The sequence below is a fragment of the Amycolatopsis sp. NPDC051128 genome (genome assembly GCF_040682715.1).
GTDB lineage: Bacteria > Actinomycetota > Actinomycetes > Mycobacteriales > Pseudonocardiaceae > Amycolatopsis.
Genome location: NZ_JBFBBN010000008.1, coordinates 135,301 through 148,723, shown reverse-complemented (window position 1 = coordinate 148,723; position 13,423 = coordinate 135,301). Strand labels below are relative to the sequence as shown.

The 13,423-nt window shown below is 71.3% G+C and carries 10 protein-coding genes; 6 read left to right on the top strand and 4 right to left on the bottom strand.

The genetic code is table 11. The features are described 5' to 3' along the window. Positions 1-24 precede the first annotated feature (24 nt). Positions 25-3,189 carry a BTAD domain-containing putative transcriptional regulator gene (locus tag AB0M82_RS11930; RefSeq protein WP_364720280.1) on the bottom strand — a complete coding sequence of 1,055 codons (3,165 nt, stop codon included), beginning with the start codon at positions 3,187-3,189 and terminating at the stop codon, positions 25-27. Between the two features lie 148 nt (positions 3,190-3,337). Between AB0M82_RS11930 and AB0M82_RS11925 the strand changes: the two genes are divergently transcribed. Both AB0M82_RS11925 and pcp read left to right on the top strand, forming a co-directional pair. Continuing rightward, positions 3,338-4,774 carry a M1 family metallopeptidase gene (locus AB0M82_RS11925; protein ID WP_364720278.1) on the top strand — a complete coding sequence of 479 codons (1,437 nt, stop codon included), beginning with the start codon at positions 3,338-3,340 and terminating at the stop codon, positions 4,772-4,774. Between the two features lie 73 nt (positions 4,775-4,847). Beyond that, positions 4,848-5,489 carry a pyroglutamyl-peptidase I gene (gene pcp / locus AB0M82_RS11920; protein ID WP_364720275.1) on the top strand — a complete coding sequence of 214 codons (642 nt, stop codon included), beginning with the start codon at positions 4,848-4,850 and terminating at the stop codon, positions 5,487-5,489. Positions 5,490-5,562: 73 nt separating this feature from the next. Here pcp and AB0M82_RS11915 read toward each other — a convergent pair whose 3' ends face one another. Beyond that, a complete protein-coding gene (locus AB0M82_RS11915) occupies positions 5,563-5,706 on the bottom strand; it encodes a hypothetical protein (RefSeq protein WP_364720274.1) in 144 nt (47 codons plus the stop codon). A 119-nt stretch (positions 5,707-5,825) separates the two neighbouring features. Here AB0M82_RS11915 and AB0M82_RS11910 point away from each other — a divergent pair, with 119 nt between their 5' ends. The 3 genes from AB0M82_RS11910 to AB0M82_RS11900 are packed head-to-tail and all read left to right on the top strand — an operon-like array spanning position 5,826 to position 7,742. Further along, complete coding sequence (locus AB0M82_RS11910) at positions 5,826-6,209, top strand: hypothetical protein (RefSeq protein WP_364720272.1); 384 nt, start codon at positions 5,826-5,828, stop codon at positions 6,207-6,209. 5 nt (positions 6,210-6,214) lie between these two features. Further along, complete coding sequence (locus AB0M82_RS11905; protein WP_364720269.1) at positions 6,215-7,273, top strand: hypothetical protein; 1,059 nt, start codon at positions 6,215-6,217, stop codon at positions 7,271-7,273. Then, entirely contained in the window at positions 7,266-7,742 is a 477-nt protein-coding gene (locus AB0M82_RS11900) for a YbaB/EbfC family nucleoid-associated protein (RefSeq protein WP_364720267.1), read from the top strand. The genes AB0M82_RS11905 and AB0M82_RS11900 overlap by 8 nt, the downstream gene beginning before the upstream one ends. A 4-nt stretch (positions 7,743-7,746) precedes the next feature. On the opposite strand, the gene AB0M82_RS11895 is transcribed toward AB0M82_RS11900, so the two are convergent. Both AB0M82_RS11895 and AB0M82_RS11890 read right to left on the bottom strand, forming a co-directional pair. After that, positions 7,747-9,477, bottom strand: a complete 1,731-nt coding sequence (locus AB0M82_RS11895; RefSeq protein WP_364720265.1) for an Hsp70 family protein — start codon at positions 9,475-9,477, stop codon at positions 7,747-7,749. A 193-nt stretch (positions 9,478-9,670) separates the two neighbouring features. Further along, positions 9,671-12,229 carry an ATP-dependent Clp protease ATP-binding subunit gene (locus AB0M82_RS11890; RefSeq protein WP_364720263.1) on the bottom strand — a complete coding sequence of 853 codons (2,559 nt, stop codon included), beginning with the start codon at positions 12,227-12,229 and terminating at the stop codon, positions 9,671-9,673. 361 nt (positions 12,230-12,590) lie between these two features. On the opposite strand from AB0M82_RS11890, the gene AB0M82_RS11885 reads away from it, so the two are divergent. Next, on the top strand, positions 12,591-13,415 hold the full coding sequence (locus AB0M82_RS11885) for a (2Fe-2S)-binding protein (protein WP_364720261.1): 825 nt from the start codon (positions 12,591-12,593) through the stop codon (positions 13,413-13,415). Positions 13,416-13,423 lie beyond the last annotated feature (8 nt).

Below are 13,423 nucleotides of genomic sequence, written 5' to 3'. Positions count from 1 at the left end.
ACATGGTTCTCACTCACGACCCCTTCAGCCGATCTCTGTCATGAGCCACGCGATCGCCTCTGGTTTGGGCATCGCGCGGGTTTCTTCGTAGAGCGCGTCGTAGTCCGGCAGGGCCGCGCGCAGGTCGGCGATGAGCGCGCGCACCTCGGGGCTGCCCAGATCGAGCCGCCCGCGGACGACGGCGGACGCGGCGAGCACGCGGGCTGCCGTCTCGTACCGGCCCTGGCTGCCGCGGAGCATCGCCAGCAGCTCCACCACCCCGGCCATGTCCGGCATGTCGCCGCGCCGGTTCGTGGCGCGGATCGCGACGGCGAGGTGGGGCTCCGCCTCGTCGGGGCGGCCCTGCGCCAGCAGGAGCCGCGCCTCGAACGCGTGGATGAACTCGTCGCCGATCCCGCCGGGGAACCAGCCGTCGCCCCCGAGCGCGGCGACGCGGTCGAGCAACGCCCGCGCTTCGGCCAGCTCACCCGTGCGCAGCAGCAGTTCCAGCCTGCCGAACATCAGGATCGCCTTGTGCTGCGGGTTCGTGATGCCTTCGCCGTAGCGCTCCGCGGCCTCCTGGTCGCGCCAGGCACCTTCGAAGTCCCCGGCGCGCGCCCGCTCCACCGCCAGCCGCCACCAGTGCTGCACGGCGTCTTCGTGTGAGCGCAGCTCCATCGAGAGCGCCAAGCCCTGCTGGTAGGTCTCGATGGCCTTCGCGCTGTCGCCGTCCTGCGACAACGCGTAGGCCTTGAAGCTGAGCGTCATCGCGATCCCCCAGCGGTCGCCGACTTCCTCGAACCCGGCGTGGGCCAGGTCGCGCGCCCGGTCCGCGCCCTCGACGTCGCCCGCGTCGTCGAGCAGGAAGCTCTCCACCCAGTGCCCGCCGGCCCGGGTCCACACGTCCGCGCTCCGCTCGGCCCGGTGCACCTCCCGGACGGCGACCTCGCGGTCGCCGCCGAGGAAGGCCAGCATCGGCAGGGCCACCGCGAGCCCCGGGTACCGCTCCACCGCGTTGGTGCGCACGCAGTCGTCGACCAGCCGGAGGATTTCGGCCTGGTCCGACCGGACCGGGATCGCGTCCATGAGGTAGAGGAGCGCCTCGTACGCGGCCGCGACCGCGGGCGGCAGCCGATCGCCGAACTCGAGCGCCTCGCGGATCAGCCCGCCGACGCGGCCACCCTGGCCGAGAATGGTCAGGTACCAGAACATCCCGTCCAGCAGGGCCACCGAGTTGTCCACATCGGACATCTCGATCGCGCCGCGGAGGGCCGCGACCATGTTCGCGCTCTCGGCCTCGTACTCGCCGATCGCGTGCAGCTGCTCGGCCGTGCGCAACGTCGGTTCCAGCCGCTGCGTGAACTCGGCGTAGTAGGCCGCCATCGCCCGGCGCGTGCGATCGTGTTCGCTCGACTCCACCAACCGCTCGGTGGCGTAGGCGCGCAGCGTCTCCAGCATCCGGTACCGCGGCTCGCCGCGCCTGCCGTCCACCGTATCCACAATGGACTTCTCGACCAGGCTGCCGAGCACGTACGGCACGTCGGCGGCGGGCAGCAGCTCGTCGGCGCAGACGGCCTCGATCGGCCCCAGCTCGGCCCCGCCCGCGAACACGGAGAGCCGCCGGGCCAGCGCCAGCTCGGGCTCGGTCAGCAGGTCCCAGCTCCACTCGACGACCGCGCGCAGCGTCCGCTGCCGCGGCAACGCCGTCCGGCTGCCCGAGGTGAGCAGCCGGAACCGGTCGCCGAGCCGACCGGCGATCTGGGCCACGGTCATCGACCGCAGCCGCGCGGCGGCCAGCTCCAGTGCGAGCGGCATCCCGTCGAGCCGGCGGCAGATCTCCCCGACCTGGTCCACAGTGGACTCATCGAGCACGAAGTCGGGACGGACCGCGGCCGCCCGGTCGAGGAACAGCCGGGTCGAGTCGAGCTCGGCGGCCTCCGCGGGCGCGGCGCGTTCCGACGGCACCGGCAACGGGCCGAGCGGGCAGAGCGCCTCCCCGTCGATGGCCAGGGGCTCGCGGCTGGTGGCCAGGATCCGCAGCCGCGGCGCCCGCCGCAGCAGCTCGTCGGCCAGCCGCGCGGCGGCGTCGACGACGTGCTCGCAGTTGTCCAGCACCAGCAGCGCTTCCGCGCCGCCGAGCACTTCGACGGCCTGCTCGGCCGGCTCGGCCTGCCGCCGGTGGACGTCGGTCTCGGCGCCGCGGATGTCCCGGATCTCCAGCGCCCCCAGCAGCGCGCCGCCGAGGTCGTCGGGGTCGCGGACGCCGGCCAGCGCGGCGAACCAGACCCGGCCGCGCTGGTGCGCCGGGTGCCGCGACGCCGCCTCGGTGGCCAGCCGGGTCTTGCCCGCCCCGCCCGGCCCGGACAGGGTGACCAGCCGAGCGCCGCCGAGCAGTTCGGCCAGCAGCTTGAGCTCGTCGTCGCGGCCGATGAACGTGGTCAGCCGCGTCGGCAGCCGGTCGGTCACCGGCGACGGCGGCTCGAACTCGCCCCGCAGCGCGGCGACGTGGATCTCCTGCAGCTCGGCCGACGGGTCGACGCCGAGCTGGTCGGCCAGGGTGCGGCGGATCCCGGCGTAGACCGAGAGGGCCTCCGGCTGCCGCCCGGCCGCGCAGAGCGCGCGGATCCGCAGCCCGGCGAGCCGTTCGCGCAGCGGGTCGGCGTCGGCCGCGGCGGCCAGGTCGGCCAGGACGCCCGCGTGCTCACCCAGCCGGATCAGGGCTTCGAACCGGTCCTCGGCCGCCTCGGCCCGCAGCTCGGTGAGCCGCCGGGCGGGTGCCGGCGCGAACGGTGCGTCGAGGACGTCGGCGAGCGCGGCGCCGTGCCACAGCGCGAGGGCTTCGGTGAGCAACTCGGCCGCGTGGGCGTCACGGCCCGCGGCCAGCTCGCGGCGGCCGTCGGCGGCGAGCCGTTCGAACCGCTCGGCGTCGACATCACCGGCCGCCAGCGCGAGCCGGTAGCCGCCCGGGCCGGATTCGATCGCCACCGGCAGCGCTTTCCGCAGCCGGGAGACCAAGGACTGCAGGGCGTTGGCCGCGTCGGCCGGCGGCGCGGCGCCCCAAAGCCCGTCGACGAGCGCGTCGGCCGGGACGGCGCGCCCGGCGTCCAGCGCGAGCCTGGCCAGGAGCATGCGGAGGCGGGCGCCGCCGATGTCGATCGGCGTGCCGTCGTCCTCGGTCGCCCGCAACGGGCCCAGCAGCGCAACGCGCATGCGTCCAGCTTTCCAGACGACGGGGCGCCGCCGGGGCGGGCCGACGGAAGTGCTGATTATCCGGACAAATACGGCGCTAGCTCCCGGACCGCCCGTTCGTGACGATACGTTGCGGACGAGGTCCACCGACACGGAACAGGAGCGGTTCATGAGGGGACGGAAACCGGTCGTGGTGGCAGTCGCCGTGGTCGCCAGTCTCTGCCTCGGCACCGGCGTCGCCGCGGCGGGCGACGGCTGGGGCACGGCGAAGCCCGGCAGCGACAGCGCGGGCGACAGCTACTACCCGCAGGACGGCAACGGCGGCTACGACGTCGCCGACTACAACCTCAAGGTCAGTTACGACCCGGCGGCACACCAGCTCACCGGGACCCAGGACATCTCCGCCCGGGCCACCCAGGCGCTCAGCTCGTTCAACCTCGATCTGCACGGCCTGACCGTCGACTCGGTGAAGGTCGACGGCCGGGACGCGAAGTTCAGCCGGACCGGGGACCACGAACTGGTCGTCACGCCGTCGCGGGCGCTCTGGCGGGGCCGGTCCTTCAAGGTGAAGATCGCCTACCACGGCGTGCCCGCGCCGATCGACGACCCGGCGCTCGGCAACAACGGCTGGCAGTACGCCCAGGCGGGCGGCGCGTTCGCCGCCGGCGAGCCGAAGTCGGCCACCACCTGGTACCCGGTCAACGACACCCCGCTCGACAAGGCCACGTTCCACCTGGCGGTCACCGTGCCCGACGAGTGGGGCGTGATCGCCAACGGCCGCGAGCGCGGCACCTTCAAGGCACCGGGCGGCGGCACCACGCACGTCTGGGCCGAAGAGACGCCGATCGTGCCGTACATGACGACGGTCGCGATCGACAAGTGGACCTTCGACCGGCAGAAGCGCAAGGACGGCACCCCGATCGTCAGCGCGTTCGCCCCCGGCGTCCCCGACTCGACGAAGCAGGCCGAGGCGCGACTGCCGGAGATCCTCGACTTCCTCGAGTCGAAGTTCGGCAAGTACCCGATCGACGCGGCGGGCGGCATCTTCCTCAACGAGCAGATCGGCTTCTCGCTCGAGACGATGAGCCGGCCGATCTACTCGGCGGGCTGGGCCGGCACGGTCCCGACGATCGTCCACGAGAACGCCCACATGTGGTACGGCGACTCGGTCGCGGTGGCGCACTGGCGCGACGTCTGCCTCAACGAGTGCTTCGCCTCCTACGCCACCTGGCTGTGGGACGAGGCGAAGGAAGGCGTCGACCTGGACAAGCAGTACGCCGGCAACGTCAAGAAGGCTTCCACGGCGTTCTGGAACGGGAAGCTGTACGACATGGGGCCGGGCAACGAGTTCACGTACGTGTACTCGAAGGGCCCGATGATGCTGCACGCGCTGCGCAACTACATCGGGCAGCCGGCGTTCGATTGGGTCCTGAAGACTTGGCCGTCGCTGCACCGCGACGGGAACGCGAGCGTGCCGGAATTCCAGCGGTTCACCGAGTTCGCCGCGCACCGGAGCCTCCAGGGCTTCTTCGACGCGTGGGTGTACGGCACCGGCAAGCCGGCCGACCAGTACCTCTTCCCGGGTGGGCTGAAGCCCGCCGCCTGATCGCGGTCGTCGTCGGGGCCACCCCGCGGACGTAGGGTGGCCCCGACGCTTTCGCTCCGCTCCGGGAGAAGACATGGCCAGGGTGCTGATGACGGGGTTCGCGCCGTTCGGCGGCGAGTCGGTCAACCCGTCGTGGCAGGCGGTTTCACGGGTGGCGACGCGCCGGGACGACGTCGCGGCGGTGGAACTGCCCTGCGAATTCGCGAAGTCCCTGCCCGCGCTGCGGCGGGCTCTCGAAGCACACCGGCCGGCGCTGGTGGTCTGCGCGGGCCAGGCGGGCGGCCGGGCCGAGGTGACCCCGGAGCGGGTCGCGATCAACCTGATCGACGCCCGCATCCCGGACAACGCAGGCATGCAGCCGGTGGACACCCCGGCGGTCCCGGACGGCCCGGCGGCCTACTTCACGACGTTGCCGGTGAAGGCGTGCGTGGCGGCGATCCGCGCGGCGGGCGTACCGGCGTCGGTCTCCCACACCGCCGGGACGTACGTGTGCAACCAGGTCTTCTACGGGTTGATGCACCTGCTGGCCACGGAGTTCCCGGCCGTCCGCGGCGGTTTCGTGCACGTCCCGTTCAGCCCGGAGCAGGTCGCGGCCGCGGGCAAGCCCGAGGCGTCGCTGAGCGTCGACCGGATCGCTCTCGCGCTGGAAGCATTGGCGGACACGGCGTTGCGGGTGACCGAGGACCTGCCGGTCAGCGCGGGCGCGGAACACTGACCGCCCCGCCCGGGTCGAGATGCCCGCCCGATCACGCGAGTTACGCCCCCAATCACACGAGATCCGTGCCCAATCACACGAGATCCGCGACCCGGTCGCCGCTCCAGGCCGGGGTGAAGCTGACGACCAGCGTGCACCGGCGGCCCGGCGCCACCTCCTGGCCGACGCACCCGCTTGCGTCCGCGAAGTCCGGGCCGTCCAGCTCGACGCCGCTCACCCGTTCGGCGGCACGGCGAGGCAATCGTGATCTGAGGCACACCGTCCGCAAATCCCCCTGTCACGTGATCGAACGGTGTTTACATGTCCGGAACGCGCAGCTTGACGAAGAGGTGAGTGATGATCGGATTCGAGACCGACCTGCAGGACCTGCGGGATTCGGCCCGCGCCCTGCAAGGAGCGGCCGACGCCGCGGAAGCCGCGTCGAACGGCCTGCGCGGCACCGATGTCCCGATGAACTCGGGCGACGGCGGCGGGCTCTTCGGCGGTCTCACCGGCATGTTCCCGGCGGACAACGCCTTCGGCCGCACGCTCGGCATGCCGGCCGTCGCGGCGGCCTACAACGACCACCTGGCGAAGATCCAGAAGCTGGTCGCGCAGCTGCACCAGACCACCGCGGACACCAGCCACGCCCTGATGCGGGTCGCGGAGCTGTACGAAAAGGCCGACGCGGACTCGAAGCAGCGCGTGAACCGCGCGGCCGCGGGCCTGGAAGGGAACTGAGGAGCGTGGACGGCTACTTCGACTCCGGGCTCGACGCCCAGCCGATGTCCAGCGGCGACGACCGTCGCGCGGAGCTGCTCGAAGGCGTCTCGGAGGACCTGAAGGAGGGCGCGACCGACGCCCTCGACGCGCTGGAGATCCTGCGGATGACCGACTGGATCTTCGGCATGGGCCCCGGCGACGACGGCTTCAAGGAGATGCAGGACGACGTCGCCGGCGTCTACCGCGAGTTCTCCGACGCCGACATCGACCACGACTCGGCCGAGGGCCTGCAGAGCCTGATCATGAAGCACGACGCCGTCTGGAAGGCACTGCAGCGCGACTCGGGCCCGAAGCTCGACGATGCCCGCCAGTTCCTCGACGTCTGGCGCGGCTCCGCGGCCAACGCCGTCAAGACCTACCTGAACCAGCTCGCGGACACCTTCACCGAGGTCGAAACCAAGATCACCATCCTGGAGAGCGACCTCGTCGCCGCGCGCGAGGCCATCGCTTCGGCCCGGCAGGACCTCAACAACCTCGGCTCCACGTTCAAGAAGACGGCCGAGGACTACCAGAAGTCGCAGGAGCGCAAGCGCGAAGCGGCGATGTCGAAGGTGCTGGCGGCGACGTTCGCGGGCGCCGTCACCGGCCTGCTCACCGTGGCCACCGCGGGCGCGGGCGCCGCGGCGGGCGCGACGATCTTCACCATGGCCAACGGCGCGATCGTCGCCGGGAACGCCGCCGGCGGCGCGATCACCGCGGTGGTGGCGAACCAGGCGGAAATCACCGGCGACAACGCGTTCGACCTGTACAAGAGCTTCATGGACAGCGCGGGCAAGATCCGCGACGGCGCCGGCGACGCGGCACAGACGCTGGCGGACCGCATCGGCGACGAAGCCATCGACCTGCCGAAGATCCCCGACGCGCCGGACGTCAGCCCGGGCTCGAGCTTCGACCCGGACAACTTCGAGACCGACCGCACGTCGCGGCAGACGGAGAAGAACGTGCGAGACCAGCACGTCGACATCGCTCCCGACGGCCGGGTCTCGCACGACAACGGCCGCCTGGAGCGGATGGATGGCTGACCGTCCGGCCAAACCGGATCGCGAAGCCCTGCTCGCCGAGCTCGACGCGCTGTCGGCGACGGCGACGTCCGCCGACGGCGCGGTTTCGCTGTCAGTCAACACCGACGGCGTGCTGACCCGGCTTCGGCTCACCGACGCCGTCTCGGGGATGTCGCCGTCGGAGATCGCGGACGCCGTCCTGCGCACGTACGTCGAGGCCCAGCGCGAGTCGGCGAAGCGGACCGGGCAGTTGCTGGCGCCGTTGGGCACCGGCGGCTACCTGATGGACCGCCTGCGCTGGCGGGTGCAGTTCGAGCCGGCCCCGGTACCGGTGGCCGCGCCCGCGCCGCCCGCTCCGACCACGGCCCAGGACGGCAAGGTGCTCAAGGACCGGTCTTCGGACGCTGCGGCGGCCGCCGCACCGCCGTCCGGGCCGGTGCCGGACGACGACTGGTACGCCGGCGGCATGCGGTTCGACAAGGCCTGGTGAGCCGTCAGGACGGCTTGACCTGGCTGGTGAAAAAGGCCACCAGGTCGGCCGTTCGGCGGGTGTCGAGCGAGGTGTAGAGCCCGGCCGCCCGGCGGTCGTCCGAGCCGAAGAGCACGATCCCGGAGTAGCTGCCGACCCCGGCGATGTACCGGCCGCGCAGCCCGCCGCCCGCCCAGCTGCCGTGCTCGATGTCGCGGGCGCCGACCTGCAGCTTCGTGCTCGCCTCGATCTCCTCGACGGTGACGCCCTGGTAGTAGCTCACGACGTTGCCCTTGCCGAGCCCGCAGGTGACCGTCGCCTGTGCGTGTACCAGCTTGCCCACGGAATCGGCTGGCTGACAGGTCGTCCGGTCCGGGACGGTGCCCGCCAGCGAACGGGTGCAGGGCGTGAACCCGGCCTGGTCCCGCTGGGACGTGGTGGTGCAGTCCACAGTGGACTGGGCGGATTCGCTCTTGGTCGCGAGGAGGACGACTGTCACCGTGATCGCGACGACGACGAGCACCGCGAGGCCGATGAGCAGAGCTTTGTTCTTCTTGCGTGGCTCGGGTTGTGGCTCGGGTTGTGGCTGTGGCGGCGGCGCGTACTGCGGCGGCCGGGCCTGCTGGACCGGGACCAGTGGCCGCGGCGGCGTCACCGGCGGCCGGACGGGCGCGAACGCGGGCACGGTGAGGTCGGTGGTGGTGCCGAGCGGAACGTGGTGGAGCCCGAACGCGACGGCAGTCTCGGGCTGGTCCTGCGTGGTCGGTGCGACGCCGAGCTGGCGTCCGAGCAGGGTGGCCAGCAGCGGCATCCGGCTCGGCCCGCCGACCAGGTAGACACCGGACAGCTGCGCGGGCGTGAGGCCGGCCCGGCGGATCGTGGCGGCGAGCAGTTCGGCGCTGCGCAGCAGGTTGGGCCGCACGAGCGCTTCGAGCTCGTCCCGGCTGACGAGGACGTCCCCGAACGGCTCGACCATCGGCACGTGGGTCTGCGCGTGCCGGGAGAGGCTTTCCTTGGCGTCGCGGACATCCTGCAGCAACGCCCGGCGCGTGCGGCGGTCGGCGGTGGTCTGCGGCCGCAGGAGGCGTTGCCACTGCGCCGGATCGGCGTGCGACACCGAGCGTCCGATGTGGACGAGCAAGGCCTGGTCGATGTCGAGGCTGCCGAGGTCGGGCACGCCGTCCTCGGCGAGCACGGCGAAGCCCTGCCGGGTGACACCGACGACGGCGCAGTCGAAGGTGCCGGCCCCGAGGTCGTAGACGCCGATGGGACCACCGGTGCGGCTCCCGAGGCTGGCGTAGTGCGCGGCGGCGGCCACCGGTTCCGGGATCAGCCGGACATCGGCGAACCGAGCCGCCGCGGCGGCGGCCCGGAGGACGTCCTGCCGGTCGGCGCCCCAGCCGGCGGGGTGCGAAATCCGGGTTTGCGCGGGCGGGCGTCCGAGCTGTCGTTCGGCCTCTTCCCCCATGCGACGCAGGATGGCGGCGAAGGCGTCGACGACCGGGACCTCGGCGTCCCCGAGCTTGATCGCACCCTCGTCGATGCGGCGCTTCGGGTTGGGTTCGAACCGGCTGGGATCCAGCCGCGCCCGCCGCTCGGCATCCTGGCCGACGATGAGCAGGCCGTCGTCGTTGCGGAAGACGGCGGAGGACATGGTGACCGAGCCGTCGACCTCGATGGCCCGGGGTCCGCGCCCGAAGGCGGAGAGGACGCCGACGGTGCTGGAAGTCCCGAAGTCGATCGCCAGCACGTCCACGCGGATTCCCCTCCCAAGGTCCGCGGGCATCGTCTCATGCGCCCCAATGTGGCGTTCGGTGCGTCCAACGCACCCAATGTGGCGTTCGGTGCGTCAGATGCAACCAACGCCACATTGGGGCGCTTGGGCCCGGACAGCGAGGAGGGCGGCTCCCCACTCGGGGGAACCGCCCTCCTGGCGTACTACGCGACGATCACTCGCCTTCGGCTTCGCCGCCCTGCTCTTCGTGGCCGGCGCCGATGCTGACCGGCGGGGCGTCCGGGATCGAGGCCGGCCGGCGCTCACCGCGGAAGGTGAACCGGGCCTGGTCGTCCTTGTCCTCGGGGTTGCCGCTCCAGCCCTCGACGTCGACCAGGATGATCTGGCCGGGCTCGACCTCGCCGAAGAGGATCTTCTCCGACAGCTGGTCCTCGATCTCGCGCTGGATCGTCCGGCGCAGCGGCCGGGCGCCGAGCACGGGGTCGAAGCCACGCTTGGCCAGCAGAGCCTTGGCCTTCGACGTCAGCTCCAGCTCCATGTCCTTCGCGCGCAGCTGGGTCTCGACCCGGCCGATCATCAGGTCGACCATCATGATGATCTGATCCTGCGTCAGCTGGTGGAACACGATGATGTCATCGATCCGGTTCAGGAACTCCGGGCGGAAATGCTTCTTCATTTCCTCGTTGACCTTCTGCTTCATCTTCTCGTACCGGGTGCCGGTGTCGTTGGACCCGGCGAACCCGAGCGACACGGACTTCGAGATGTCCGACGTACCCAGGTTGGACGTGAAGATGAGGACCGTGTTCTTGAAGTCGACCGTGCGACCCTGACCGTCGGTCAGGCGGCCGTCCTCCAGCACCTGCAGGAGTGTGTTGTAGATCTCCTGGTGGGCCTTCTCGATTTCGTCGAACAGGACCACCGAGAACGGCTTGCGCCGCACCTTCTCGGTCAGCTGGCCGCCCTCTTCGTAGCCGACGTAGCCCGGAGGGGCACCGAAGAGCCGCGAAGCGGTGTAGCGGTCGTGGAACTCGCCCATGTCGATCTGGATGAGCGCGTCGTCCTCGCCGAACAGGAACGAAGCCAGCGCCTTGGACAGCTCGGTCTTACCGACACCGGACGGGCCGGCGAAGATGAACGAGCCGGACGGGCGCTTCGGGTCCTTCAGGCCCGCCCGCGTACGGCGGATCGCCTGCGAGACGGCCCTGACCGCGTCCTCCTGGCCGATGATGCGCTTGTGGAGCTCGTCCTCCATGCGCAGCAGCCGGGTGGTCTCCTCCTCGGTCAGCTTGAACACCGGGATGCCGGTCCAGTTGGCCAGCACCTCCGCGATCTGCTCGTCGTCGACCTCGGCGACGACGTCGAGGTCGCCGTCCTTCCACTGCTTCTCCCGCTCGCCCTTCTGGCCGAGGAGCGTCTTCTCCTCGTCACGCAGGCGGGCGGCCCGCTCGAAGTCCTGCGCGTCGATCGCGGACTCCTTGTCGCGGCGGACGTTCGCGATCTTCTCGTCGAACTCGCGCAGGTCCGGCGGCGCGGTCATCCGGCGGATGCGCATCCGGGCGCCGGCCTCGTCGATCAGGTCGATCGCCTTGTCCGGGAGGAACCGGTCGTTGATGTACCGGTCCGCCAGGGTCGCGGCGGCGACCAGCGCCGAGTCGGTGATCGAGACGCGGTGGTGCGCCTCGTACCGGTCACGCAGGCCCTTGAGGATTTCGATCGTGTGCTCCAGCGACGGCTCGCCGACCTGGATCGGCTGGAACCGGCGCTCGAGGGCGGCGTCCTTCTCGATGTACTTGCGGTACTCCTCGAGCGTGGTCGCGCCGATCGTCTGCAGCTCACCGCGGGCGAGCATCGGCTTCAGGATCGAAGCCGCGTCGATCGCACCCTCGGCGGCGCCCGCCCCGACCAGCGTGTGCAGCTCGTCGATGAACAGGATGATGTCGCCGCGGGTCTTGATCTCCTTGAGCACCTTCTTCAGGCGCTCTTCGAAGTCACCGCGGTAGCGGGAGCCGGCGACCAGGGAGCCCAGGTCCAGCGTGTAGAGCTGCTTGTCCTTGAGCGTCTCGGGCACCTCGCCCTTGACGATGCTCTGCGCGAGGCCCTCGACGACGGCGGTCTTGCCGACGCCCGGCTCGCCGATGAGCACCGGGTTGTTCTTGGTCCGGCGGGACAGCACCTGCATGACCCGCTCGATCTCCTTGCCGCGCCCGATGACCGGGTCGAGCTTGCCCTCGCGGGCGAGCACGGTCATGTTGCGGCCGAACTGGTCCAGCACCAGCGACGACGACGGGGTGCCTTCACCACGGCCGCCGGAACCGGTTTCGGTGGATTCCTTGCCCTGGTAGCCCGAGAGCAGCTGGAGCACCTGCTGGCGGACGCGGTTCAGGTCCGCACCCAGCTTGACCAGCACCTGCGCGGCGACGCCCTCGCCCTCGCGGATCAGGCCCAGCAGGATGTGCTCGGTGCCGATGTAGTTGTGGCCGAGCTGCAGCGCTTCGCGCAGTGACAGCTCCAGCACCTTCTTGGCGCGCGGCGTGAACGGAATGTGCCCGCTCGGCGCCTGCTGGCCCTGGCCGATGATCTCCTCGACCTGCTGGCGCACGCCCTCCAGGGCGATGCCCAGCGACTCCAGCGCCTTGGCGGCGACACCCTCACCCTCGTGGATCAGACCCAGGAGGATGTGCTCGGTGCCGATGTAGTTGTGGTTGAGCATCCTGGCCTCTTCTTGAGCCAGGACGACCACCCGCCTCGCGCGGTCGGTGAACCTCTCAAACATGTGCACTCCCTCGACTGCTGCGCCGGCGGCCCGTTTCCATCGTGCTTTCACCGCGATGGATTCAGCACCGTGAGACCACTCTAGTAGCCAAGAGGTCGCGCTGGCGTACCACTACGGCTGTTGGCGGTCTTTTCCGCACCCGGACGTGGGGTCTCCCGGGTACTCCCATCATCAGGTTGCCCTGCACCTTTACGTCAAGCCCAACGTGCGGACGGCCACGAGGATTCCGCCAACCGCGCGGTGTCCGCTCACCGCGAACAGTCCGCAAGCTGGGAGTGCCCCACCCGATTGGCGCAGCGACCGCCTCCCTGTAAGGTTAGGCACGCCTAATACGCTACGCCGCTTCGAGGGAGGGCCGCGGGTGAACCAGCAGCGGTCCTTCCGCGACGCACGCGAGGTCGGCGACGGCCTCGCGTCGTCGTTGCGGCGGGTCTCCGGCCGTCAGGAACGCACTGAGCTGCGGATAGACGTCCCCGCCGGCTGGATCCGCTGCTCGGAGCTGCTGGCCGACCCCGCGTACTTCGCCGAGTGGCGCGGCCTGCTCGGCGACTGGCTGCTGCGGGAGCACGACGCGACGCCGTCCCGGACCACGGCCAGCTGGGTGCTGACGTGGTATCTGCACGTGCCGGCCTACGTCGGCGCCCTGCTGCTGCACCACGAGCGCCGGGTGCCGTCGCTGAAGCCGGAGGAGCTGGCCTTCCGGCTGGCCGACGACCGCCCGCACCCGGACGGCATGGCCGTGCTGGGTGACGCGTTCCACTGCCTGCCCACCGACCCCGGCTCGGCCCGCCCCGAAGCGACCGTGGTCCGCGACGAGCGGGCGCTGGCGGCGGTCCTGCGAGCGCGTTACCTGGCTCACGCGACCCGGTTCGTCCGGGCGTACGCGCCGGTCAGCAGGCTCGGCCGCCGCACGCTCTGGGCCGCGGCGACCGACGCGCTGGAGAACTCGCTGTGGTGGGCGGGCCGCCAGGGCGGAACGCCGGAAGCCGAGGGCGCGGGCGTCGCCGACGCGGCACTGGTCCTCGACGCCCGCTACCCACCGCTGACGTCGGCGTCGACACTGCGCCTGGCCGAGGGGGCGGACGGCCACCGCGAGTGGACGCGCCGCCGGGAGAGCTGCTGCTTCTCGTACCTGCTCCCGGCGGAGTCGGAGTGCGACGGCTGCCCGCGAACCTGCCCCCGGTAGCCAGGGCC